A 24,184-nucleotide genomic window follows, 5' to 3' on the forward strand; every position below is an offset into this window, starting at 1 on the left:
GCATCCTGCTGTTTGAGACAATTAGCTGGCGTCTAAACCTCAGCACTTCAATTCAGACAAGCAGCAGGCCGTCGATGATCGTCAGCGTGAACGAGCCTTATTTCATAAGTAATCCCTACCGGTTGACCAACCGCTGTAAACTACAATGCCCCACCGTATCATCAGGCCCATTTTTGGGCTCCTACTTGTTTTCATGGCCCTTCTCTTCGTTAGTGACTACGCCTTCGCGTGGCCCAGCCGACGCATCAAAGACATCGCCTACGTCAGCCCCGATGCGCCCGGCTTCGACACGGAACGCCACCGACTCGACGTGTACCAACCCCGCCATCAGTCGGGCAAAAAACAGCCGGTTGTCATCTTTATCCACGGCGGTAGCTGGAACAGCGGCAGCAAAAATATCTATTGGTTTATCGGTCGGCGGCTGGCGAAGCAGGGCATCGTGGCCGTCATCATCAACTACCGGCTGGCCCCTGACGTGGAAGTACCGGCCATGGCCGACGATGGCGCGCAGGCCGTTCGCTGGACGCAGCAGCATATCGCCGAGTACGGGGGCGACCCGAATCGCATCTTCGTCATGGGGCACTCAGCGGGGGCCGGACTGGCGGCCCTACTTGCCACCGACAACACGTACTTTTCTAAACTTGGCCTGTCAGCAAATCCCATTAAAGGGGCTATTCTGGACGACCCCGCCGGACTGGATATGTACGACTATCTGAAGAAGATGGAATATCCCAACGATCAGCAATACCTGGTTCCGTTCGGCAAAAACCCCGATGTCTGGCGGGCCGTGTCGCCCATGTACCACGTTTCGAAAGCCAGTCCGCCGATGTTGCTGTTTGTGGGCGGAAAGACGTACCCAAGCATCGCCAATAGCAGCGAACGATTCCGGCAAAAGCTGACTGAGTTGGGCGTGCGGCACGAGTTTACTCTCATTCCCGGCAAAAAACACATCCCGATGGTGCTGCAACTATTCTGGCAAAACAACATCATCTACCAGCAACTGCTGAAGTTAGTTGAGGTAAGAAAGTAAGTAACGACGGGTAGAATTACGCTTTCTGACGGAGAAACCGCCTAAACCTGCCCGTTTGTGACCCACCTGTTTACCCGCCTTTCGCTGGCTGCGACCGGCCTACTGATCGTCTGTGTTCCTTTGCTGGCGCAGCCCCCCGCTCCGAAGGGCAACGACTCGACAACGCCACTTCATCTGCTGCAACCCGATTACCCGGTGCCCTACGGTGCCCCCGCGTCGACAGCGTAACGGCGGTGCTGAACCGGGTATACACCTACCTCGACAACGTAACCCCCGCCCTGCTGGTCGACAAAGAGACGGGACACCGCCTTGACCCGATCGGGTCGTTTAACCCCAACGCCATCATCAAACCCGGCGATTTCCGGCTGACGAGTTACGAATGGGGCGTCACCTACGCGGGTATGCTACTGGCGACCGAAGCCACGGGCGACCCGCGCTTCGCCGAGTACACCAGCAAGCGACTGGCATTTCTGAACAGCCTTCGCCCCTATTTTCAGGCCCAGGTTACAAGCGATCCGAAAGCGAATACGCCCCTACGCCCGATGCTGGCCCCCACGCGCTTGATGATGCCGGAGCCATGTGCGCGGCCATGATTAAGACCAGCTTACTGAAGCAAGCTGACCAATCCAGGCCGGGCACCCTGAAAGCTGAACTGCGCCCGCAAATCGACGAGTATGTGCAGTACATCCTGACCAAAGAATATCGGCTGGCCGACGGGACGCTGGCGCGCAATCGCCCGCAGCCCAACACGCTCTGGCTCGATGATCTGTTTATGAGTGTTCCGGCGCTGGCGCAGATGGGCAAACTGACCGGCGACAAAAAATACTACGACGAAGCTGTGAAGCAGGTGCTACAATTCTCAAAACGCATGTTCAACCGCGACAAGGGCTTGTTTATGCATGGCTGGGTCGAGGGCATGAGCGTTCACCCCGAATTTCACTGGGCGCGGGCCAACGGCTGGGCTATTATGACGATGGTCGAACTGCTCGACGTATTGCCAACTACTCACCCCGGTCGCCCGGCGGTACTCGATCTGCTGAAAGCCCACGCTAAAGGGCTAGCCGCCCGGCAATCGGGATCGGGGTTCTGGCATCAGCTACTCGACCGGCCGGATTCGTACTTGGAAACATCGGCGACGGCGATCTACGCGTACTCGATAGCCCGCGCAATCAACCGGGGCTGGCTCGACCCGCTGGCGTACGCGCCCATGACGCTGCTGGCCTGGAACGCCGTCTCGACGAAAGTAACGGCAGGCGGACAGGTCGAAGGCACATGCGTTGGTACCGGAATGGGCTTCGACCCGGCCTTTTACTATCATCGCCCGATCAATGTCTTTGCCGCCCACGGCTACGGACCGGTTTTGCTAGCGGGCGCGGAAGTCATCAACCTGCTCAAAAACAAGTCATTCGCCATCAACGACAGCTCGTTGCAAGTGGTGAATAAGTGAGTTTAACGTTTAATGGTTAAGGTTCAAGGTTTATCCGAGTCGTTTCACAAACCAACTTTAAACGTTAGACCTTAAACTTTGAACTAGCTATGAAACTAATCCTCCCCTTTCTCCTCACGACCCTTACCGCGACGGCACAGTCGTGGCACCCGGTCGAGACAAAAAACGAGTGTAGCGCACGACACGAAAGCGCAGCAGCCATCGTCGGTGACAGCCTGTATGCCATTGGCGGGCGGGGTATGCGTCCGGTCGATGCGCTGAACCTGAAAACGGGTGTCTGGCAAACGCATCCGGCACCACCCAGCGAGATGAACCACGTGCAGGCCGTTTCGTACGACGGCAGCATCTACATCATGGGCGCGTTCAAAGGGGCGTACCCGCACGAAACGGTGCTTCCCAACGTACTGATCTACAACCCTAAACAGGGTGTCTGGCGCGACGGCCCGGCCATTCCAGCAGCCCGGCTGCGGGGCGCGGGTGGTACGGTCGCTTACAACGGCAAAATCTACATGGTCTGCGGCATCACCGACGGGCATTACGACGGACACGTGGCCTGGCTCGACGAATTTGACCCGAAAACCGGCACCTGGAAACAGTTGCCCGACGCCCCCCGCACCCGCGACCATGTGCAGGTAGCTGTCGTCGACAACAAACTATACGTCGCCGGGGGCCGACGCTCGACGGCCCGAATCGGCAAGGTGCTCGAACTACTGGTACCGGAAGTCGACGTCTACGATTTCAAAACCGGGAAGTGGTCCACGTTACCGACATCATCAAACCTACCCACCCCACGCGGGGGACCAATGGCCGTTGCGCAGGACGGCAAAGTCTGGATCATCGGGGGCGAAACTGTGCAGACGCTCTCGCACAACGAAGCCGAAGCCCTCGACCCGAAAACCAATACATGGATCAAAACCACCCGCATGAATCAGGGTCGGCACGGCACCGGCGCAGCCGTCTACAACAAGCAGATTTACGTCGTTGCCGGCTCCGCCAACCACGGCGGTGGCCCGGAGTTGAATACGGTGGAAGTAATGAAGTGAGTTTAAGGTTTGTGGTTTAACGTTTAAGGTTGGCTGACGCAAACGAAACACCGGTCGACTGATGCACCAACCTTAAACGTTAAACCTTAAACTTTAGACCTTAAACCAGCGCAGCATACACCCCCAAGTACTGCCGGGCTGCGGTTTGCCAGGTGAAGCGGGCGGCATGGTGGCGGATGGCCTCAGCGCGGGCGTTGCGTTCGTAGTCGGCTATACCCTGCCGGTAGGCTGTCTGCATCGCTTCGGGGGTGAAGTCGGGGAAGTAGTAGGCTGCGTCGCCACCGACTTCGGGCAAAGCCGTCAGCGTCGAGAGGAAAACGGGTTTGCCAAACTGCATCGCTTCGAGTACCGGCAGGCCGAAGCCCTCTGCCAGCGATGGGTGCACCAACGCCCGGCAGTTTCGCAGATACCAGCCCTTGTCGGTCTCCGACACCGTCCCCAACAACCGCAGCCGGTCGGCCACGCCCATTGCCTGCGCCTGTTGCTGCATAGCGGTTACGTAATCCGGGTCGTCGGGTCGGCCGATCAGCAGCAGTTCCAGCTCGGGATTGCTTGTCAGCAGGGGCAGCAGGACGTGAAAATTCTTCTTCGCGTTTAGGTAGCCAATCCCCAGCAGAAAGGGTCGATCCGGCTGATAATCAACCGGCTTCGTTTCACCACTAGGCACCGGGTCGACGCCGTTGTAAATGACGTATATGGGTTTATCGTCAGTGCGGCAGTGGGTCAGCACATCGTTTTTCGTGAACTCGGAAATGCAGACGAGCGCATCGCTACGGTCAATCAGCGACTGCGTCAGGGCCATTCGTTTTTGCTGCATGGCCTGCGATTCTCCTTCGTGCAGTACGTTCAGGTCGTGAATGGTCAGCACCACCTTCGTGCGGGGAAATCGGCGTCGATCCGGCACGATACGACCCAGTTGAAAGGGCGCGTGCCACACCCGACAGTCGCGCAGGAAAGGCTGGTAGAACGAGTGCCACCATTGCTCAATGATGTGGTACGGCTGCGAACGGATCTGTAGACGTCGGCGGGGGGGTAGGTAAAGCTGTACCGGCGAACGACCGGCCTCTGCCTGTTGCTGATTCAGGTGCGAACCCAGATTCAGGCAGTACTGATAAAGCCCTGTGTGCGGGTGTTTCATAGGCCCGCAGTCCAGAATAATTTTGCCCATACGGTCGAAAGATAGGGTTTCGGAGGGCGTTATGTTCATCTTTGTACAACCTTATGACTCATTTGCGAGTCTTGTTTATCGAAGAGCGGTCAACTGCCGCCCTGTCGTCCTAAGCCTGAACCCTTGCTACTACCTGTCCCGACGTGGATTTGACCGCGTTGGCCAACAGCGCTATGTAGTCACGGCATACTAGAACCCCCTGCCGCGACGTACTGATTTCAGGATCACCCATACGTGAATCACTATGACCCGTGTTATCTTCGATTGTGAACGCATGAAGTATGTCAATACCGGGCTGTATTACTACTGTCTCAACCTCGGTAAAGCGCTTCAGCAAAACATATATCAGGAACAGCTGGCCGTTTTTGGTCCGTCGCATACGCAGATGGCCTTCGGGCCGTCGATGCCCGTCATCCAGCAACATTCACTGCAAAAGTTTCTGATGCCAGCAGTCGATCAGTACCAGCTCTGGCACAGTACGTACCAGAGTTCCGATTACATCCCGCTGCGAAATCGTAAAATACGTGTTCTGCAAACCATTCATGATCTGAATTTTTTACAGGACGACAAGCCCGCCTGCAAAACGGCCCGCTACCTGGCTCATATCCAGCGCAATATCGACCGGGCTGATGCCATCGTGTGCATTTCTGAGTTCAGCAAAAACGACGTGCTGACCCACTGCAACACCCACGGCAAGCCAATTTACATGATCTATAACGGAACCAACGATCTGCCCAAGCCATCGCTGGAAGCCCGGTCCTATCGCCCCCGGACGCCGTTTTTGTTCAACGTGGGTGTCATCACCCGCAAAAAAAACCAGCACCGGATTCTGCCCCTGCTGCAAACCAATCCGGCACTGGAGCTGGTCCTGGCCGGACGGCACGACGATAAAGACTACGCTCACTTCGTTCGGCAGCACGCATCGGACCTGAACGTGGAAGATCGGGTGCATATGGTCCATGAAATTACCGACGCAGAAAAGTCGTGGTATTACCATAATTGCCAGGCGGTGGTGATGCCGTCGCTGGCCGAAGGATTCGGCTTGCCCGTCACGGAAGCGATGTCAATTGGAAAACCCGTATTTTTGTCGAAGAGTAGCGCCCTGCCTGAGATTGGCAAAGACCTGGCCTTCTACTTCCACGACTTCGACAACCTGCACGACGACTTTATGGCCGGGATGCAGCGGTACACAAAAGCAGGCAGTCAGATGCAGGAAGCCATGAAAGCGCACAGTGCTACGTTTAACTGGACCGATGCTGCCCGTAAATATATTGAGGTATATCGGTCGCTGATTTAACTGCTCACGCGAACGACAGCGAATGAAGATTTATAGACGGCTGCTGGTGTATGCCCAGCCCTACGGACGATTTTTGGTACCCTTCGTCCTGTTTACCTTGATTAGTGTGGTGTTCAACGTATTTCAGTTCGCGTTGATTATTCCCCTGCTCAACTTTCTGTTCAACCCCGTCAGCACGGCCGATGCGACCCGCTATGCACAGACGCCCACGTTTAGCCTGTCGCCCGATTATTTCAAGGACACGTTCTACCACCTGATCTACCAGGCCAAAACCACCAACCCGCTCTACGTGCTGTATTTCATTGCAGGCATGATCGTGGTGGCCGTTATCATGACCAACCTGTTCCGGTTTATGGCTCAGCAAACGCTGCTCCGTGCCCGTACGTTATTGGTAAAACGGTTGCGCGAAGCGTTGTTTGAGAAGATCAATCACCTGCACCTGGGTTACTTCACCAAAGAGCGTAAAGGTGATCTACTATCGCGGCTCAACGGCGACGTGTATGCCATCGAAAGTGTCGCAAGCAGTTCGGTCGAAGTGGTGTTCAAAGAGCCGTTTATGCTCATTAGCTACTTCGTGGCCCTATTTGCCATCTCGTTTAAGCTGACACTGTTTACGCTGGTCATCATCCCGATTTCGGCGGTCGGTATTTCGGCCGTGACCAAAAAACTCAAGAAAGAAGCGCAGGACGTGCAGTCGTCGATGGGCCGGATGCTGACGCTGATGGACGAAACGCTGATGGGAATGCGGATTCTGCGGGCATTCAACGCAACACCCTTCGTGCTGGATCGCTTCGCCGTCGAAAACGATTTCTACCGCCGGGTAAGCCTCGACAGTTTCAAACGACGCGAACTGGCACCCGCTTTTTCCGAAGCATCAGGCGTATTCGTCGTAGCCTGTATTCTGGTGTTTGGCGGCAGTCTGGTGCTCAGCAGTCAGAGCGATTTACAGGCGAGTTCGTTCATTGCGTTCATCGCCATTTTTTCGCAGGTGATCCGTCCGGCCAAAGCCATTGTGGTTGCCATTACCAACATTCAGCAAGGGCAGGCAGCCGGGGAACGCGTCGTAGAACTGCTCGACAAACCGGTCGAGATTCAGGACAAACCCAACGCCCGGCCGATGCCGCCATTCGCCCGCGAGATTGTATTCGACAACGTCAGTTTCCAGTACGGCGACAAGCCCGTGTTGAAAAATATCAGCTTCACCATCGGCAAGGGCAAGAAGATAGCCCTCGTTGGTCCGTCAGGCGTAGGCAAGTCTACGATTGCCGATCTGATTCCCCGCTTTTACGAAACGGATCAGGGCCGTGTCAGTATCGACGGCGTCGATGTGCAGGACTACACGATGGAGTCGTTGCGGGCGCAGATGAGCTTTGTCACGCAGGAAATTATCCTGTTCAACGACACGATTTTCAACAACATCGCCCTCGGCAAACCCGACGCGAAGCTGGAAGACGTGATCGCAGCGGCCAAAATCGCCAACGCGCATCAGTTCATCATGGACACCGAAGACGGTTATAACACAACCATCGGCGACCGGGGTATCCGGCTCAGTGGCGGGCAGCGGCAGCGGCTCAGCATCGCGCGGGCCGTGTTCAAAAAACCGTCGATTCTGATTCTGGACGAAGCCACCTCGGCACTGGACCTCGAATCGGAAAAGTCGGTGCAGGACGCCCTCGACAACCTGATGGAAGGCCGCACGACGCTCGTTATCGCCCACCGCCTGAGCACGATCCGCGAAGCCGACGAGATCCTGATTATGGAAAAAGGCGAGATCATCGAGCGCGGCAACCACAACGAACTCATCAATCAGGAAAACAGCATCTACCGCCGACTCAACACCATGCACGAGGTGTTGCAGTAAGGTGTAGCCTGGACCTCCCGGTCTGGCGGCCGAAAAATGTAGCCTGGACGTCCACGTCCGGGTGGACGCGAAGCGGCCTGGTGCTGCCGCCTTACACAGTTGCCCTGACGGGCACCCGGACGTGGACCGCACCGGCGGACCGGTCCAGGCTACACAGTCATACTAAGCTACACTTGCCGGCCTCTGGACTTGGAGCGTTTCGCTGGTGCGGTCGCGGCTGTACTCACATAATCAACCGCTTTGTCGAATTTTTCGAGAACGGCTTGCCAGGTGTAATTCTGCTGCACATACCGTTTTCCGTTTTCGGCCATCTGGCTGATATCCTGCGTCAGGATGTTATCGATGGCCGTTTCAAACTCGGCATAGTCGCGGTACGCGTACCCGGCATGACTCGCTTCGATGTGGTCGAGCAGAATTTCGCAGTTGGCGTTGGCAATCACCGGGACGCCAACCGACATACTCTCCAGCGTCACCATCGACAGACTTTCGTAGGGCGACGGCATCAACATGGCTTTCGCACCCAGTAGCAGCCGGGCCTTTACGTCCTCATCGACAAACCCGGCCGGGATGATATCGGGGTGGCCGGGGATATCCATAAACGACTGCCCGACGAGTACCAGTTTCAGCGGAGCCGGATGCTTCTTTTTGTAGCGTAAAAACTGATCGATCATCACATCGCAGCCCTTCGCCTTATCAATCCGGCCGACGTACAGCAGGTAATCAGCATCGGTACCGATCAGTTCAGCCGCTGTTTTCTCCGACACGGCATGGGGCGGCTCAATACCGACTCCCACAACGTCGCTGTGGATATCCTGATTGGCAAAGAGCTGATTAACAAACCGCTGCTCGGCGACAGTATTGTACAAGATAGCCCGTGGCCGGTGAAAAACCGCCGGGAATATGGGCAGGTAGATCGGTTTCTCATCGTGCGCGGTCGGAATGAGAATTGACTTATGCGGAGCGACCGTCAGACCCTCTATCGTGGGATAGTAGAGGTACGTGAAGAAGATCAGTGCATCATACTGCTGATGGTTCTGGCGGAGATACTCAATCAGCTCGGGCGTGTATGGTCCCTGATAACGGGGCCACATGCGAAGGCACTCGTCGACCGCCGGTCCTTTCAGCGAATAGTACTTTTTCTTCAACCACCCCCAGGCACCCCGCTTGTCCATAGCCATCAGTTTACGCAGCTGATGCTCGGTTTGTCCAGACAATTTTGACTGCCGCTCGTAGGCCGTGGCAAAGCGCCTGACGCGAACGCCGTGAATCATCACCGTTTCGGCCGGATACCAGTTAGACCACTTCTGGTACTCGATGGCACAACTCGTCAGCACATCGACCTCATAGGTATCTGTTAGCCGTTCGGCCAGGATACGGCAGTGGTATTCCGCCCCACCATTCACCTCAACGCCGTAGCGCTGCACGATAAAAGCAATCTTTTTCATACGTTGGGCAACGACCGGCAGGCCGTCAGGCAGTTTACCGAAACCAGATCATGCCGAACTGTAGCCGACATTAAAACGAAAAAAGCGTCTGGTACGATAAGCTGAAAATGTATACAAGGCCTGATACTGGTGACAAAGGTAGTATGCCGGACGCGGTAATCAGGCAGGCAAAACCCATATACGTCACTGGTGCGGCCCGACAGTCAGTATAATCTTGCCGATGTGGTCGCTGCTTTCCATCAGTTGCTGCGCCTGAGCCGCTTCGGCCAGTGGGAACGTGCGGTACACGACCGGCTTTACCCGCCCGGCACTTACCAGCGGCCAGACATTCGCCAGCACGTCGGCAACGAGCGCGGATTTTTGCTCGTCGGTGCGGGGTTTGAGCATGCTACCCGTCAGCACGATGCGCTTGCTCATCAGCTCGCGGATATTGATTGTGCTCTCCGGCCCTTTCATCGCGTTGATAAAGGTCAGCCGCCCATCGGTGCGCAGTAGCCGGATATTCTTTTCGGTATAATCACCGCCGACCATGTCCAGAATTACATCCAGCCCATACGGTTTCAGCGCGTCCTCAAAATCCTCGGTTTTGTAGTTGACAACCCGCTCGGCACCCAGCCGTTCGCAAAACGTTTTCTTCTCGTCGTTACCCACCGTAGCAAACGCCTTCGCGCCAAAAGCAGCAGCAAGCTGAATCGCCGTGATACCGATACCACTACTACCCCCGTGTACCAGGAAATGCTCGCCCGCCCGCAGCCGGACCTGCTGAAACACGTTCGACCAGACAGTCAATACCGTTTCGGGCAGCGAGGCCGCGTCGGTCATCGACATACCATCCGGAACGGGCAGGCAGTGCCGCTCATCGACAGCAACGTATTCGGCGTAGCCCCCACCGGGCAGCAGCGCACAAACGGCGTCGCCAGCCCGCCACCGATTCGCTCCAGGCCCACATTGCTCGACGGTTCCGGCCATTTCCAGCCCCGGCACCTGCCCCGACGGGTCGGTACCGTACCCGCCCTGCCGCTGCATGATATCACTGCGGTTTAGTCCGGCTGCCGCAACGCGCACCAGCACCTGTCGGTAGCCGGGTTCGGGTTTGGCTTGTTCCCGTACCTCCAGAACGGCGGAATCGCCGGGGCGGGTAATAACGATAGCTTGCATTTTTGACTAGTTGTAAAGTTGGATGGTTGTAGAGTTGGATAGTTGCTACCGCCGTTATGGCTTGCGCAAGCCAACTTTATAACCTTACGACTTTACAACTCTACAACTATCCCTTTAAACCTTCCCCACGAAGTGACGGTTATCGATTGAGCAGTTAATTCCACTTTTTTTGATTGTACAACATTCATGGCAGAGTCTATTAAAACGGCCCTCGTAACCGGCGGGTCGAAAGGAATCGGGTACGGCGTCGCCGAAACGCTTATACATCAAGGCATTCGGGTGGCCATCACCAGCCGGTCGCAGGAGAGTGCTGACGAAGCAGCCGCGTCGCTCAACAAAATCAAGGAAGGCTACGCGCTGGGACTACAGGCCGATGTGCGTGATCTGGCATCGCAGCAAAAAGCCGTCGAGACGCTGCTCGACAAATGGGGGCAGCTCGATTATGTAATTGCCAACGCGGGGGTAGGTCATTTCGCACCGGTGCAGGAGTTGACGCCGGAGCAATGGCAGGAAACCATCGACATCAACCTGACGGGTGTGTTCTACACGACGAAAGCGACGGTAGCGGAACTGGCGAAAACGGAAGGCTATTTCATCACGATTGCCAGCCTGGCCGGAGCCAACTTCTTCGAGAAAGGATCGGCGTACAACGCCAGCAAGTTCGGCCTGGTGGGCTTCACGCAGGCGATCATGCTCGACCTCCGCAAAGACGGCATCAAGGTGTCTACGATTATGCCCGGTTCGGTCGCGACGTATTTCGACGGCAACGAACCCAGCGATAAGGATGCGTGGAAAATTCAGCCGGAAGACATCGGTCAGATCGTCGCCGACCTGATCAAGATGCCCGCCCGCACACTCCCCAGCAAAGTCGAAGTGCGCCCCTCCCGGCCGGGCAAATAGTCTTTGATAGTTTAAAGTTCAATGTCCAATGTTCAAGGTTTGCTGAAGCGTTAACCTTGAACACTGGACATTGAACTTTAAACCAAACTGACTATTCCCACTCAATCGTCGCCGGGGGCTTCGAGGAGATGTCGTAGACGACGCGGTTGACGCCTTTGACGCGGTTGATGATGTCGTTGGACACATTAGCCAGAAACTCGTAGGGCAGGTGCGCCCAGTCGGCGGTCATTCCGTCGACACTCGTAACGGCGCGGAGCGCGACAACGCGTTCGTAAGTCCGCTCATCGCCCATCACGCCCACCGATTGTACCGGCAGCAGCATAGCACCCGCCTGCCACACTTTATCGTACAGCCCGTCGCGATTCAACCCGTTGATGAACAGCGCGTCGACCTGCTGGAGAATGTCGACTTTTTCGGGAGTGACGTCGCCCAGAATCCGAATCGCCAGACCGGGACCGGGGAACGGGTGACGGCCCAGAATTGCTTCGGGCAGACCCAATGTGCGACCCACAGCCCGCACTTCGTCTTTGAACAGGGTATTGAGCGGCTCCACGACTTTCAGCTTCATGAAGTCGGGCAGACCACCCACGTTATGGTGCGATTTGATCGTTGCCGACGGCCCTTTCACCGATACCGACTCGATCACGTCGGGGTAGATCGTACCCTGCCCCAGCCACGCCACACCCTCGATCTGATGCGCTTCGTGGTCGAAGACGTCGATGAATGTTTTGCCGATGGCTTTGCGTTTGGCTTCGGGGTCGGTCAGACCAGCCAGTGCGGTGTAGAACTGCTCTTTCGAATCGACACCTTTCACGTTCAGGCCCAGCGACTCGTAGGAGGCCAGTACGTCTTCAAACTCGTCTTTGCGCAGCAGCCCGTTATCGACAAATACGCAGTACAGGTTCTTGCCGATCGCCCGGTGAATGAGCATGGCCGCTACCGACGAGTCGACCCCGCCCGATAGGCCAAGTACCACTTTATCGTCGCCGAGCTTTTCCTGCAACTGCGCCACCGTCGATTCCACGAACGATTCCGGGTCCCAGTCCTGCGAGCAGCCGCAGATGTCGACTACGAAGTTTTTCAGCAGTTCTTTACCCTGTAGCGAGTGCGTCACTTCGGGGTGAAACTGAATACCGTACGTCTCTTCGCCCTCAACCTGAAAGGCCGCTACGCGTACGGAATCCGTCGAGGCAATGATATGAAACGACTCGGGAATGCTGGTGATCGTGTCGCCGTGCGACATCCAGACCTGCGAATGCTGATCGATACCGCGCATCAGCGGGCTACCGGCGTCGACGGTGCCGAGTTTGGCGCGGCCGTACTCACGAATCGACGACGGCTGCACTTCGCCCCCGCTGGTGTGGGCCAGCAGCTGGGCTCCGTAGCACACACCCAGCAGCGGTAACTTTTGCCGGAATGCGGCCAAATGCATGTTGGGAGCGCCATCTTCCCGCACGGACGACGGGCTGCCCGACAGGATTACACCTTTAACGTCAGGCGAGATAACCGGGATGTTGTTGTAGGGATGGATTTCGCAGTAAACATTGAGTTCGCGCACCCGGCGGGCAATGAGTTGGGTGTATTGCGAACCGAAATCCAGAATCAAAATCTGTTCGGTGGCCATGGATTGGTCTCTAAAATGCAAAGGTAGGGCATTTTTCCATACGGCGACCCTTTCCCTCCCGAACTAACGACTGACTACCAGCCGACACTGGATACCGCCCCCCCTGTAAGCCAGCGTCAGTACGTATGTGCCGACGGGCAGAGCAGCAACGGAAAATGGCAACACCGATGCCCCCGAACTGACGGCCCGATTCTGCTGTAGCACGGTTACCCCGGCCATATTTGTCAGCGTCAGCGTAACGGGGTCGCCGTTCCAGTCAAGCGGCAACCGGGCGTACACCTGATCGGAGGCCGGGTTGGGGTACACGAGCGACGAGTTATAGATACCACCGGGATTACTTTTCCCCGGCAGTTCCGGCCCCGTCGGTATGTAGAGTACATACTGGAGCGACGCCGTTACGACCGGCGAATAGCTGGCTTCCGCTTTCTGGCTAATGGCCCGAATCCGATACTGGTAGATTGTGCCAATGCGTAACGAGTCCGTGTTGCTCGACTTCCGGCGATCTCTGTAGGTGCTGACCGAGTTGCTCAGCGTGGCAATCTGGCTGAATTTTCCGCTGCTATCGGCCCGTTCGACACCCCAGGAATCAACACCCGTAGCAGGCTGGTTCCAGTTGAGTTGAATGGCTACTGTATCGAGCGGAATGGCCCGCAGGTCGTTGGCAATGGGCAGTGGAGCCGCGATCGGCACCGACTGAAACGTCAGCGCGCGCATTCCCCGTTGATTCCGGATAGTTGGCCCAGCGTAATAACCCAGCTGATTATCCTGGTACGACGATGGCAGATACGTCAGTGTCTGGGCCGTCGTCGAGCGGGCCAGCGTCAGCACAAGCTTGTTACCCACCGCCGACACCGACTGCACCAGCCCCGACTCGCCGGTGGGGTAATTAGTGTAGACAAAGTCGGTCATGCGTTGCGTGTAGGTCCGGCCCGTTTTCGGGTTGGCAATAACCGAATCAGCAGGCCATTTCATCTGCTGCCCCGGCTCAAACTCCATCGTAATTTCGGTGTAGTCGGGCTTGCTGTAGAAGAGCTTGCGCAGGTTCGGCGACCCAACATTACTGGTGTCGGTGCTTTTGTACAGGTCGCGGGCAATGATGCGGTACAATTCCTGACCAAACTGCCGGTAACCGGGCTCGTCGTAATGCAGGCCCTGATAGCCGGGCAGGCCAACCGTCGCGATGGGTACATGGTCGGGGTACACGCTGGTAATCTGCCGTTGAAAATCACGAAGGGTACCGGCCTGCGTCGCCGAGGCATTCGTCAGGATATTCAGCTGCGCCATGTATACCCGCCGAAGTTTGGGGTAATCCTGCTTCCAGTTGCTATAAAGCCGAGCGTACTGAGCAGCGTAGCTATCGCCGGAATTGTTGGCGGCTTCCGCTTCCCCCTGCCGCCAGATCATCACCAGTGGCTGATTGGCCAGACCCGCCCGACGCGTCCGGTACAGCAGCCGCCCGTAAAGCGTCGACAGATTGTCGGGCTCCGTACCGATCCGGATCAGGTGCGTAGCGATGTCCGTTGAGCCAACGGCCCCGTTGATCACAGCGGTCGGGATACTGTCTTTCTGGTAGATATACCGTTGCAGTTCAACGCCCCAGAGACTATTGAATCCTTCCGACGTATTGGTCAGGCACCAGGCCGTATCGGCAGGGTTGTACGCTGAGTTACCGCTGTTGACGCCGAACGACCGACAAAACGGGCTGCCATACGGGTTGTTATCGAAGCGACCGACTGCATTCGACTGCCCCATGATCAGGTACGCGTCGCCACAGACGATGCTGTCGCGGGTGGCCACCCAGGCTGAATCGCCGGGCGCACGATACCGAAACAACTGAAAACTGTACAGGTGTGATTCTGCTTTGATGGAAGGCGTGAAGCGAAACAAGCCAGCCGAGTCGGTAGTTAGGCGAGTATAGCCAACTGGTTTCTGGTCGCGCAGGGTCACGACCGACAGCGTTGCCGCCGTGGGGTCGGTAACGCGCCCACTGATAGACACTCCGCACCGGCTGGTTACCGGGTCGCGCACATAAAGCTGCAACCGGGCAGGCCAGTTGGTTAATGTTACGTTTTGTCCATTACTCCAGTGTGGTGCGAGTAAAGCAATGAAGTAAATACTACGCAGTAAAGCTTTCAATGGTGGGTGTTAGGCAAAATAAGTTGACAAAGCTACCCTGCAATACGCTATAAGTCACCATACTGTGCGTTCATTTTTGCCATCAGCCAAGCAGTTGCGTGTATTTACTGGTAAATCAGGTATTTCTTCCGCATTTGCTGGTAGGTAGCGAGTTGCGGCTGCCAGCTTTTGCGGATTGTTGCTTCCGGTACGCCCGCCGTTAGTTGCAGCCGTAGCTGATCGGTGCCAGCTAGCCGGTCGAAGCCCCCCCCGCCAGAAAGAACGTCGGCTTGTCGGTAGCGCGTTTGTAAAAATCAAACAGGTAGTCGAGCATCAGGCCCGTTTTCGAGATGGGTGCCTGCGTCAGGTCGAGGCCATAGCACAGCTTGCCTTCCTGCGGTGGGTTCATCGCACCGGGCTTGTCAACGGGGGTAAATTCGTAGGGGCCGTACTTCGTAACGGGCGATCCGATCACCTGAAACTGTTTGTCCGTACCGCGCCCGACACTGACGACGGTACCTTCGAAAAAGCAAAGCGACGGGTATAGTAGCACCGCCTGCTGATTGGGCAGGTTCGGCGATGGTCGCAGCGGTAACACGTAGGGGGTCTGGTGCGTGTAGTTTTTGACCGGAATCACTGTCAGCTGGCAGGTTTTGCCGGGGCCGAGCCAGCCTTCGCCATTGATCATTCCCGCCAGTTCGCCCTCCGTCAGCCCGTAGACGACCGGGATGGGGTGCATACCGACGAACGATTTGAATTTGGGATTCAGCACCGGCCCATCGACATAGTGCCCGTTGGGGTTGGGTCGGTCGAGCACGATGAATGGCTTACCAGCTTCGGCGCAGGCTTCCATCACGTAGTGCATGGTGCTGATGTATGTGTAGAACCGGCAACCCACGTCCTGAATGTCGAACAGCACCACATCGAGCGAATCCATCTGCGCGGCCGACGGCTTGCGGTTGGCTCCGTACAGCGACGCGATCATCACACCCGTTTTGGGGTCACGGCCGTTGCTGATTTTTTCCCCGTCGGTCGCTTCACCGCGAAAGCCGTGCTCGGGGGCAAAGATTGTTTTCACCGCAACGCCCAGCGCCAGCAAACTGTCGACCAGGTGCGTTTTACCAATTCGTGACGTGTGATTGACCACCATCCCTACCCGTTTGCCTTTCAGGGCGGGCAGGTACAGCGCGGTCTGCTCCGCACCGGGACTGACAACCGGGCGGGCCGCACTGGCCGAAGCCGTTTTCTGAGTGGACTGACCCTGGCAGGCAATCGACAGGCTAACCAGCGATACGAAAAGCAATCGGCAGACGATAGGCAGCGGCATGGTGTTTAGGAGTGATTTGCACAAAAATAGGCGATTCGACACAAATCCTGCGTCGAATCGCCCACCGGTACCTGAACTGGCTGACAAGGCTGTACCCGATAGCTTCCAGCCGCTCGGCGGTCCGATGTCGGAGCCGCGCTAGCGGCTAACCGGGCGAATCTACTTTAGCCTGACGATTCCGACAGCTGGAAGCTGTCGGGGACAATTCCTCTCCCAAACATCCCCTGACTGGCTAGAGCGTTACCTGTTGAACGGGCGTGTAGAGCAGTTCGGCCACACCCGCTGTTTTCACCCCCAGCCGCACGTAGGCCGTTCCCTTGACTGCGGCTGGCGTTGCCAGCGTGAGCGATAGAGGCTTACTCAGATCAGCCACGGCCGTCCCCGACAAACTGGCACTTCCGGCGTTGTTGGTCGCGTCGACAAACTGGGTCGTTCCGACGTACAGCGTCACCTGTTCAACGGTCCGGCCACTGACGACCTGATTGATCTGAGCGCTGGACGTCAGGTTTGTGCCGCTTCGCTGAAAGGTCGGTGCGCTGATGGTAAAGTACGGCTGTACCGGCACGTCGATCTGCGTCGTGCCGCGCACCTGCACGTTGATCGTATCGGTATTGTCGGCCCAGGGGCCGTTGCCGCGCAGCCGCACCAGCTTGTAATCGCCATCGAAGAGCGAGGCCGAAAAAGAGCCGTCCTGATTGATAAAAACCGGAATCTTCGAGAACAGCTGGTAGCCCCGCTGCCAGAGTTCGAGCTGTACGCCGTTGGTGCGGACTCCCACCGGCTGATTCTGATAAACCACCCGCCCGGTCAGGGTCGAGGCCGGGGGTCGTAGTTGTCGTATTTGCAGGCGCTAAGCAGCGCAGTGGCCAGCAACAGCCCGGCATACACAAGTGCTTTCATAACGAGATCAGTGGAATGGGTTGCGGACGATCTTCGGATTGTTGTTGATAACCGATTGATCGATAGACGAATAGTAATTACCAAACTGGAACTGCCGGGGAGCCCGGAACCGGGGCGCGACCAGCTTCATAAACACGTATTTGTTGTGCCGGGCGGCATCGCCGGGCCGTACAACCCGGTACGGATACAGGGCGTACATCACGGCGTCGGGGTTTGATGGGTTGCCGTTCCAGACGTCGTGGGCGATACGCCAGCGTTTCAGATCCCAGACGCGGTGATCCTCGAACGCCAGCTCGACCCGGCGCTCGTTTTGCAGCCGCCCGATAGTTAGCTCTTTCAGGCTGTTGGCCCCGAAACCCGCCCGTTCGCGCACCCGGTTGACGTAGGTCAGGGCTTCGGCGGTTTGCCCCAGTTCGAGAGCCGCTTCCGATGCGTTGAGCAGCACCTCGCCCAGCCGGAACCGCACCCACCAGATATCACTGCCCACACCCCGCGTACTCGACATTGCCGCCGGGTCCACGAATTTGCGCAGGTAAAAGCCCGTGTTCGTCACGTCGACCTGCGAGCGTTGCGGCCCCGAACTACCCGTTTGCAGCAGGCCGTCGGTGTAGGTAGTGCCCAGCGCGTTGCCTTCCGAAATCTGGTAGTTGGCACCATCCCAGACCAGCACCCCCGCCTGAATCTGCACCTCCTGCCCTTTGAAGCTGGTGCCGGGGTAAATCACCGTACCGTAGAGCCGCGCATCCTTGTTGGCGAATGGCCCGCTCAGGTTGTCGTAGTAGATATAGTCCGAATTGTCGGCGGTGCGCGTTTTCAGCTCGCCCGACGAGCCGTCGAGGTATTCAAAGTCCTCGACCAGATTCAGCGAGGGTGTTACGTTCGACGAACTGAGGTTGTCTTCGCGCAGGCCACGGGCAATGTTGTCGTAGCTGTAGCCGTGCCGGTAACCTTTGCTGACCAGAAAATCCTTGACGAAGATGGCTTCCCGGTTGTTGGCTTTCCGGGTGATAGCTTCGAAGAAATTCTCGCCCAGGTTGGGGTTGACCCGGTACAGCGCGTAGTTGCCTTCCGTCAGAATCTTACGCGAGGCTTCCAGCGACTTCGTGTAGTACTCCGTGGCGCGGTTAGCCGGAATTCCGACCTCCCCACCCGACGTTGTGATGGGCGCGGCCAGCCGGTTGTTGTACTTGGCAATCGATCCGGCGTAGAGCATGGCCCGGCTTTTCAGGGCGAGTGCCGTAAACTTATTGGCGCGCGTATTACTACCGTCGTTACCCAGCACATCCATCACCGCGTCGAGTTCGCTGCCGATGAAGTCGTACACCTCCGACTCTTTGGCGCGGGGTACTTGCAGGGGCGACGGATCTCCGCTGAAATCGTAGACAAGCTGCTTCGTTACCAGCGGCACACCGCCCATCCGCTTGACCAGCTCGAAATACTGGTAGGCCCGCAGAAACCGAAACTCCGCGTTGAACTGGGTTTTCTGAGCCGCCGTTAGCGCGGTACTCGTCTGAATATTGTCGAGGGCCAGGTTGATGTCGCGAATCAGGCCGTAATCCCACAACCGCCAGCGGTCGAAGCCGTACGAGATGATATTGTTGCGCCCATCGCCCGAACCCGACCAGCTGGCTTCGTCGTAATCGGCAAAGCCACCGTTGTTGTTATCGATCTGGGTGTGTACCGGCAGGCGGTTGTAGTAGTTGGCAAGCAGGCTAGTAATCAGGGCAGGGTCGTTCCAGACCTGACTATCCAGAATAACGTTGACCGGCTGCCGGTCGAGCCATTCCTCCTTACAGGCCGACGTCGACCACAGGGTGGCACCGATCAGAAAACTTATCAGAATGCGTTTCATAGACGATGAGAATTAGAAGCTCAGATTGAAACCCGCGCTGTAGAGCCGTTGCGTGGGGTATACCAGCCCGTTGCCCGACGCGATTTCGGGGTCGATTTCGTACTGTTTGACGTTGTCGAACGAAAGCAGGTTGGTACCCGACAGGTAGACGCGCAGCGCCGTAAGCCCCAGCCGGTCCATGACGGGTTTCGGCAGGTTGTAGCCCAGTTCGAGGTTACGCAGGCGCAGGTAAGTCACGTTGGTTACCCAGAAGTCGTTGCGCCAGTTGTTGGCGTGACTGCCGTAGTCTTTCCGAATGGCCGGATACAGCCCCGCCACCCACGGACTATCGGGGTTGTAGGGGTCGGACCGGTGCCAGCGGTCTTCGAGCATGTAGGCTGGCGACGTACCGTTGTTCTGGTACGGGAATTTCAGCTCCCAGTTTCGCTCCAGACTCTGCATCGTACCACCGGCGAAACCGACGAAGAGCGAGAAGTTCTGCCAGCTCAGATTGGCGTTCAGGCCGAAGCTCATGAACGGTGGCCAACCCTGCGCGTAGCCGATGGGCCGCTCGTCGAGGTAGTTGATGATACCGTCGCCGTTGACGTCCTGATAGATAAAGTCGCCGGGCAGCATGGTCCGGTTGCCCTGCCCGTCGTTGTTGACCGGGTGGTTGGCAATCTCCTGCGCACTCTGGAACCGGCCCGTCACGTGATAGCCCCAGGTGGTGCCGCCCCAGCGGTTCATGGCCGAATTGCGGTACTGATCCCACGAATTACCAAAGCGGGGCTTGTACTGCTCACCCGCCTGGTACCGGCTATAGGTGGCGTTGGCCCCAACGGTGTACGACAGCTTACCCGCTTTGCCCGAGTAGTTGATAGACCCTTCCATACCCTTGTTGAATTCCGTATTCAGGTTTTCGGGGGCAGCGAGTAGCCTACCTCGCTCGGCAGCAGTACGTCGTAGCGGGCGGCTGGCAGGCCCGTGCGTTTGCGCTGAAACACATCGAACGTACCCGACAGGCGGCTGTTGAACAGGGAGAAATCGAAGCCCAGGTTGGTCGATACGTTGTTGATCCACGACAGGTTGGTGATGGGCACACCACGCGGCTGGATACCCGTAATCAGCGTGCCGTTGAACAGCGCACTCCCCGCCCCCCAGTTGTAGCCTGTCAGGTAGCTGAACGGGGCCACGATAAAGCCGGGCGAAATCTGGTTGTTGTTGGTATTGTCGCTACCCGTTTTACCCCACGACGCCCGCAGCTTGAAGTCGCTGACCACGCTGCCGATGGCGTTTTTGATGACGGGCTCTTCCAGCAGCCGCCAGCCCAGCGATACACCGGGAAAAAACCCGTACCGGCGACCGGGTGCGAACAGGAACGATCCGTCGTAACGGCCCAGCACTTCGACCAGATACTTCTGCTTATAATTGTAATTGATCCGGCCGATATAGCCCGCCCGCGCCACTTCACCGTACTCGTCGGCCAGATAATCCTGATTGGCGAAATACTGGATCGGGATATAGTTGTTGGGCGGCACGGTATGCACCACCAGATAGCGGTTGCTCCAGTCCGACCGCTCAAAAGCCGCAACGGCCGAGATACCATGATCGCCGAACTGCTTGTTGTAGGTCAGCTGAAACTGGCCAAACTGATCGATCAGCGTGCGCCGACGTTGCTCGCGCCAGGGGTTCTGGTTGCCCCCGCCCGGCACGACGTTGTACGTGTCGTTCGTCGGGTTATAGCTGTAGGTGTTGTAGGTGTACTCGAAGCCGTCAAAATTCAGGGCCGTATGGTTGTACGAAAACGTCGCCTTGGCGATTAGCCCGAAGCCGAAGTCGTACTGCGCATACAGGTTGGCTTTAGCCGCTCGCCAGACCTCGTCGTTATAGCCAGTGATCGACTTTTTATAGGTCGCCGGATTGACGTTGATGTTGTGCGTCTGGGCAATGTAATTCGGGTTATCGTTGGCGTAGGGCCGCTCGGTAGGCCACATCGAGAACACACTCAGCAACGGGTTGAAATAATCGTCGATACCCGGCACGCCCGTCTGCTTCCGTGTTTCGACCCGCCCGCTGATCTGCGCGCCGATGCGCAGCCCCTTCGTCAGTCCGGCTTCCAGGTTGGCTTGCAGGTTGGTGCGTTTAAAGCTGAAATCTTCGATCAGCGCCTTCTGATCGAGGTGGTTGACGGCCACGTAATAGTTGGCGTTGTTTGCACCACCCGTTACGCTGGCGTTCAGCGAATACTGCGGCACGTTAGACCGGAGCACCATTTTGTAGTAATCGTAGTTCTGGTAGCCTTTCTCGGTACCGACGCGCCACTTTTCCAGCTCGTCGGGCGTTATGCTGGGCCGGATGCCCAGGTTCTGATCCGACTCGACCAGCCCGCGCTGATGCTGATAGGCATTGGCGGGGTACGGGTAGCGGGAAAAGTCCTGAAAGCCATAGTAACCGTTGAGGTTGATGGCGGTTTTCTGGTTGGCACGGCCTTTCCGGGTCGTTACGAGTACCACGCCATTGGCCGCCCGCAAGCCGTAGATAGCCGCCGACGCATCTTTCAGGATCGAAATATTTTCGATGTCGTTCTGACCCAGGTTATTAAACTGCCCCGCGTCGGCCGGCACACCGTCGATGACGTAGAGCGGCTCACCCATGTTCCGAACTTCGATATTAACGGCACCACCCGGCCGGGAGTCCGTCGCCCGCGACGTGATACCCTGCACCTTACCCACGAGCGCGGCCGACGAAGTAACAGCCGGGGTTTTCAGCAGATCATCGGACTGCACCGTACTGACCGCCCCCGTAACGGTTCCGCGCGATTGCGTGCCGTACCCAACCACCACAACTTCATCGAGCGACTGATCGTCGGCTACCAGCGTCATCGTCAGCTGGGTCTGCGTCCCGACGGTTGTTTCCTGCGTTTTGTAGCCGATATAGCTGAAGACCAGCACGGTGTTATTGCTGGGTACTTTGACGGTGAACCGGCCGTTTGCATCGGTGGCAGAGCCCTGCGTGGTTCCTTTGATAACGACGTTCACCCCCGGCAGCCCAACGCCTTTGTCGTCTTTAACCAAACCGGTTATCGTGATGTCGTCCTGACGAAGACCAGCGCTGGCAGCAGGCACCGACCTGAACCAGCTGGGTGGGCTGGGCGCGGCCAGCGTAGATCCAGCCGTAAGTCCCAGAATAAGTGGCAGATACAAACGACCAACTGGCCGGTACCACGGTGTAGGCGGTACTGATTTTTTCATACCTTTATGCGTTTTGTCTTGATAGAAAAGGGCAAAAACATTCCTGACACCCGCCAAACGGGTGCTACACAGATCGGGAATTAATCGGGTCAGCGGTGGTACCAGCACTGCTGACCTTTTTTTGTAACGACCTAGCTAATTGCGTACTGACTCGCTGAGTTTTGTCTTTGTGTGCTTCCTGTCATAAGTTTTCTTTACTTCGTTTTATCCTATAAATCAAATGTAAAATGCATGTTAATTAAAACCGAATTAAAATTAATATCCAGTCAATAGTTGTAAATTTTTGCTCATAAAATAGGCTTATCCCCGCACAAATGACGATATCGGCATCCAAACTGACTTTTTTTTATTATTATCTGCCGGACACGACCTATTCAGAATGGTAGCTGATTAACAGTTCAGTACACCTAACAGCAGAACCGTTGGGTGGTAAATTTGACAGCCACGTATGAGCTCTATAGCTGATACCCGTTTCTTTGTAGTTGCTGTTGCCGCTGGTCGGTACGATGCACGCAGCAACCAATCTTTAGTCAGCCAACTACGTTGAATCTTTCTTTATTTCTGGCCCGCCGGGTGCGCCGTGCCCCGCAGGGTAGCTTCTCGACCACCGTTACCCGTATCGGCATTGGCAGCATCGCGCTGGCACTGGCGGTTATGATTATTGCGTTTGCCGTACTGTTTGGCTATCAGCGGTCTATTCAGCAAAAAATCTTCTTGTTCGGGGCCCATTTGCAAGTCAGCAAATTCACCAACAACCATTCGTACGACGATACGGCGCTGCCGCTCAATACGCCCCTGTTCAACGCCGGCGCCAATATTCCGGGCGTTGACCATATACAGGCTGTCGCCACCAAACCGGGTATCCTGAAAACACCCGACGAGCTGGCCGGCGTCGTGCTGAAAGGTGTCGGGCGCGATTACAACTGGAATCTGCTACGCGAATCGCTGGTGGCGGGTACGGTACCCGAAGTGGGGGCTGACACGGGTAATGGCTCGACACAGTTGCTGATTAGTCAGTACATGGCCAATCAGTTGAAGGCGACCGTCGGGCAGTCGCTGCCGCTGTATTTTCTGGGCAACCCGCCCCGCGCCCGCAAAATGACCATTGTCGGCATCTACGAAACGGGGCTGGAGGAAGTCGATAAAACAATCGCACTGGGCGACATCCGCCTGATTCAGCGGCTAAACAAGTGGGGCCCCGACACGGTAGGGAGTTACGAAATTTTCGTGCGCGACTTCAGCAAACTCGACCAAACCCGCGAAACCGTATTCGACCGGTTATCGCCCGACATGCGGCTGGTATCGGTCAAAGAACAGTACCGCCCCCTCTTCGACTGGATGCTCCTGCTTGACCGCAACATGGTTATTCTGCTGGGGCTGATTGCGTTTGTGGCGTCGTTCAACATGGTATCGGTGCTGCTAGTGCTGATGATGGAACGGACGCCCATGATCGGCCTGCTGAAGACGCTGGGCGGCACCGACACCCTCATCCGGCGTATGTTTCTGCACGTCGGGCTGGGTATGGTTGTGTGGGGGCTAGTGATCGGCAACGTGATTGGCATCGGCTTATGCTTTCTACAGGATCGGTTCCGGCTTATTCCGCTCGATCCCAAAAACTACTTTATCAAGTACGTACCCATCGCCTGGGACTGGCCGACCATTCTGGCTCTCAACGGCGCGACCGTTCTGCTGATCGCTCTGGTGCTCTGGATTCCGACCATCATTATCAACCGTATTCAGCCGATACGGGCGCTGGCGTTCAAGAAGTAGCGCATCGTTGACCGGGC

At 56.8% G+C, this 24,184-nt stretch carries 17 protein-coding genes and 1 pseudogene; 7 read left to right on the top strand and 11 right to left on the bottom strand.

Annotation, left to right across the window (positions count from 1 at the left end):
• The first annotated feature begins 193 nt into the window (after positions 1-193).
• The 3 genes and pseudogenes from HH216_RS00380 to HH216_RS00390 all read left to right on the top strand — a co-directional run bounded on the left by HH216_RS00380 (position 194) and on the right by HH216_RS00390 (position 3,520).
• A complete protein-coding gene (locus HH216_RS00380; protein WP_254448614.1) occupies positions 194-1,030 on the top strand; it encodes an alpha/beta hydrolase in 837 nt (278 codons plus the stop codon).
• A 102-nt stretch (positions 1,031-1,132) separates the two neighbouring features.
• Positions 1,133-2,477 (top strand): annotated as a pseudogene (locus HH216_RS00385) (glycoside hydrolase family 88/105 protein).
• A gap of 89 nt (positions 2,478-2,566) precedes the next feature.
• Positions 2,567-3,520 (top strand): Kelch repeat-containing protein, encoded by a 954-nt coding sequence (locus HH216_RS00390; protein ID WP_169548989.1) that lies wholly within the window; start codon positions 2,567-2,569, stop codon positions 3,518-3,520.
• 100 nt (positions 3,521-3,620) lie between these two features.
• On the opposite strand, the gene HH216_RS00395 is transcribed toward HH216_RS00390, so the two are convergent.
• Entirely contained in the window at positions 3,621-4,658 is a 1,038-nt protein-coding gene (locus HH216_RS00395; RefSeq protein ID WP_169548990.1) for a glycosyltransferase family 4 protein, read from the bottom strand.
• Positions 4,659-4,932: 274 nt separating this feature from the next.
• Here HH216_RS00395 and HH216_RS00400 point away from each other — a divergent pair, with 274 nt between their 5' ends.
• Positions 4,933-5,985, top strand: coding sequence for a glycosyltransferase family 4 protein (locus HH216_RS00400; RefSeq protein ID WP_169548991.1), 1,053 nt, complete (start codon positions 4,933-4,935; stop codon positions 5,983-5,985).
• 22 nt (positions 5,986-6,007) lie between these two features.
• Positions 6,008-7,846 (top strand): ABC transporter ATP-binding protein, encoded by a 1,839-nt coding sequence (locus tag HH216_RS00405; protein ID WP_169548992.1) that lies wholly within the window; start codon positions 6,008-6,010, stop codon positions 7,844-7,846.
• A gap of 167 nt (positions 7,847-8,013) precedes the next feature.
• Here HH216_RS00405 and HH216_RS00410 read toward each other — a convergent pair whose 3' ends face one another.
• Positions 8,014-9,291 (bottom strand): glycosyltransferase family 4 protein, encoded by a 1,278-nt coding sequence (locus tag HH216_RS00410; RefSeq protein ID WP_169548993.1) that lies wholly within the window; start codon positions 9,289-9,291, stop codon positions 8,014-8,016.
• A 183-nt stretch (positions 9,292-9,474) separates the two neighbouring features.
• Positions 9,475-10,449, bottom strand: coding sequence for an NAD(P)H-quinone oxidoreductase (locus HH216_RS00415; RefSeq protein ID WP_169548994.1), 975 nt, complete (start codon positions 10,447-10,449; stop codon positions 9,475-9,477).
• Between the two features lie 186 nt (positions 10,450-10,635).
• On the opposite strand from HH216_RS00415, the gene HH216_RS00420 reads away from it, so the two are divergent.
• Positions 10,636-11,349: an SDR family oxidoreductase gene (locus HH216_RS00420; protein WP_169548995.1), complete on the top strand. Its 714-nt coding sequence runs from the start codon at positions 10,636-10,638 to the stop codon at positions 11,347-11,349.
• 91 nt (positions 11,350-11,440) lie between these two features.
• On the opposite strand, the gene guaA is transcribed toward HH216_RS00420, so the two are convergent.
• The 8 genes from guaA to HH216_RS00450 all read right to left on the bottom strand — a co-directional run bounded on the left by guaA (position 11,441) and on the right by HH216_RS00450 (position 22,397).
• Complete coding sequence (guaA, locus tag HH216_RS00425; protein ID WP_169548996.1) at positions 11,441-12,973, bottom strand: glutamine-hydrolyzing GMP synthase; 1,533 nt, start codon at positions 12,971-12,973, stop codon at positions 11,441-11,443.
• A gap of 63 nt (positions 12,974-13,036) precedes the next feature.
• Positions 13,037-15,109 carry a sialate O-acetylesterase gene (locus tag HH216_RS00430; RefSeq protein ID WP_254448615.1) on the bottom strand — a complete coding sequence of 691 codons (2,073 nt, stop codon included), beginning with the start codon at positions 15,107-15,109 and terminating at the stop codon, positions 13,037-13,039.
• A 104-nt stretch (positions 15,110-15,213) separates the two neighbouring features.
• The gene (locus tag HH216_RS27035) at positions 15,214-15,318 is read right to left on the bottom strand and encodes a hypothetical protein (RefSeq protein WP_332871523.1); all 105 of its coding nucleotides are present in this window, start codon (positions 15,316-15,318) and stop codon (positions 15,214-15,216) included.
• Positions 15,319-15,338: 20 nt separating this feature from the next.
• Positions 15,339-16,415, bottom strand: coding sequence for a DUF1343 domain-containing protein (locus tag HH216_RS00435; RefSeq protein WP_332871441.1), 1,077 nt, complete (start codon positions 16,413-16,415; stop codon positions 15,339-15,341).
• Positions 16,416-16,647: 232 nt separating this feature from the next.
• Positions 16,648-17,214, bottom strand: coding sequence for a DUF3823 domain-containing protein (locus HH216_RS00440; RefSeq protein ID WP_254448616.1), 567 nt, complete (start codon positions 17,212-17,214; stop codon positions 16,648-16,650).
• Between the two features lie 108 nt (positions 17,215-17,322).
• Complete coding sequence (locus HH216_RS00445; RefSeq protein WP_169548997.1) at positions 17,323-19,167, bottom strand: RagB/SusD family nutrient uptake outer membrane protein; 1,845 nt, start codon at positions 19,165-19,167, stop codon at positions 17,323-17,325.
• A gap of 12 nt (positions 19,168-19,179) precedes the next feature.
• On the bottom strand, positions 19,180-20,037 hold the full coding sequence (locus HH216_RS25625) for a SusC/RagA family TonB-linked outer membrane protein (protein ID WP_254448617.1): 858 nt from the start codon (positions 20,035-20,037) through the stop codon (positions 19,180-19,182).
• 20 nt (positions 20,038-20,057) lie between these two features.
• Positions 20,058-22,397 (bottom strand): SusC/RagA family TonB-linked outer membrane protein, encoded by a 2,340-nt coding sequence (locus tag HH216_RS00450; RefSeq protein WP_254448618.1) that lies wholly within the window; start codon positions 22,395-22,397, stop codon positions 20,058-20,060.
• A gap of 543 nt (positions 22,398-22,940) precedes the next feature.
• Between HH216_RS00450 and HH216_RS00455 the strand changes: the two genes are divergently transcribed.
• Complete coding sequence (locus HH216_RS00455; RefSeq protein ID WP_169548998.1) at positions 22,941-24,167, top strand: ABC transporter permease; 1,227 nt, start codon at positions 22,941-22,943, stop codon at positions 24,165-24,167.
• Positions 24,168-24,184: the final 17 nt, after the last annotated feature.

This window comes from Spirosoma rhododendri (genome assembly GCF_012849055.1).
In the GTDB taxonomy this organism is placed as follows: domain Bacteria; phylum Bacteroidota; class Bacteroidia; order Cytophagales; family Spirosomataceae; genus Spirosoma; species Spirosoma rhododendri.

What these genes read in the sequence shown, in the direction of transcription:
- HH216_RS00405 (WP_169548992.1), top strand. Translation starts at nt 6,008, where the DNA reads ATGAAGATTTATAGACGGCTGCTGGTGTATGCCCAGCCCTACGGACGA.
- HH216_RS00390 (WP_169548989.1), top strand. Translation starts at nt 2,567, where the DNA reads ATGAAACTAATCCTCCCCTTTCTCCTCACGACCCTTACCGCGACGGCA.
- guaA (WP_169548996.1), bottom strand. Translation starts at nt 12,973, where the DNA reads ATGGCCACCGAACAGATTTTGATTCTGGATTTCGGTTCGCAATACACC.
- HH216_RS00445 (WP_169548997.1), bottom strand. Translation starts at nt 19,167, where the DNA reads ATGAAACGCATTCTGATAAGTTTTCTGATCGGTGCCACCCTGTGGTCG.
- HH216_RS00420 (WP_169548995.1), top strand. Translation starts at nt 10,636, where the DNA reads ATGGCAGAGTCTATTAAAACGGCCCTCGTAACCGGCGGGTCGAAAGGA.
- HH216_RS00415 (WP_169548994.1), bottom strand. Translation starts at nt 10,449, where the DNA reads ATGCAAGCTATCGTTATTACCCGCCCCGGCGATTCCGCCGTTCTGGAG.
- HH216_RS00380 (WP_254448614.1), top strand. Translation starts at nt 194, where the DNA reads ATGGCCCTTCTCTTCGTTAGTGACTACGCCTTCGCGTGGCCCAGCCGA.
- HH216_RS00450 (WP_254448618.1), bottom strand. Translation starts at nt 22,397, where the DNA reads ATGAAAAAATCAGTACCGCCTACACCGTGGTACCGGCCAGTTGGTCGT.
- HH216_RS00395 (WP_169548990.1), bottom strand. Translation starts at nt 4,658, where the DNA reads ATGAAACACCCGCACACAGGGCTTTATCAGTACTGCCTGAATCTGGGT.
- HH216_RS25625 (WP_254448617.1), bottom strand. Translation starts at nt 20,037, where the DNA reads ATGGAAGGGTCTATCAACTACTCGGGCAAAGCGGGTAAGCTGTCGTAC.
- HH216_RS00435 (WP_332871441.1), bottom strand. Translation starts at nt 16,415, where the DNA reads ATGCCGCTGCCTATCGTCTGCCGATTGCTTTTCGTATCGCTGGTTAGC.
- HH216_RS00400 (WP_169548991.1), top strand. Translation starts at nt 4,933, where the DNA reads ATGACCCGTGTTATCTTCGATTGTGAACGCATGAAGTATGTCAATACC.
- HH216_RS00410 (WP_169548993.1), bottom strand. Translation starts at nt 9,291, where the DNA reads ATGAAAAAGATTGCTTTTATCGTGCAGCGCTACGGCGTTGAGGTGAAT.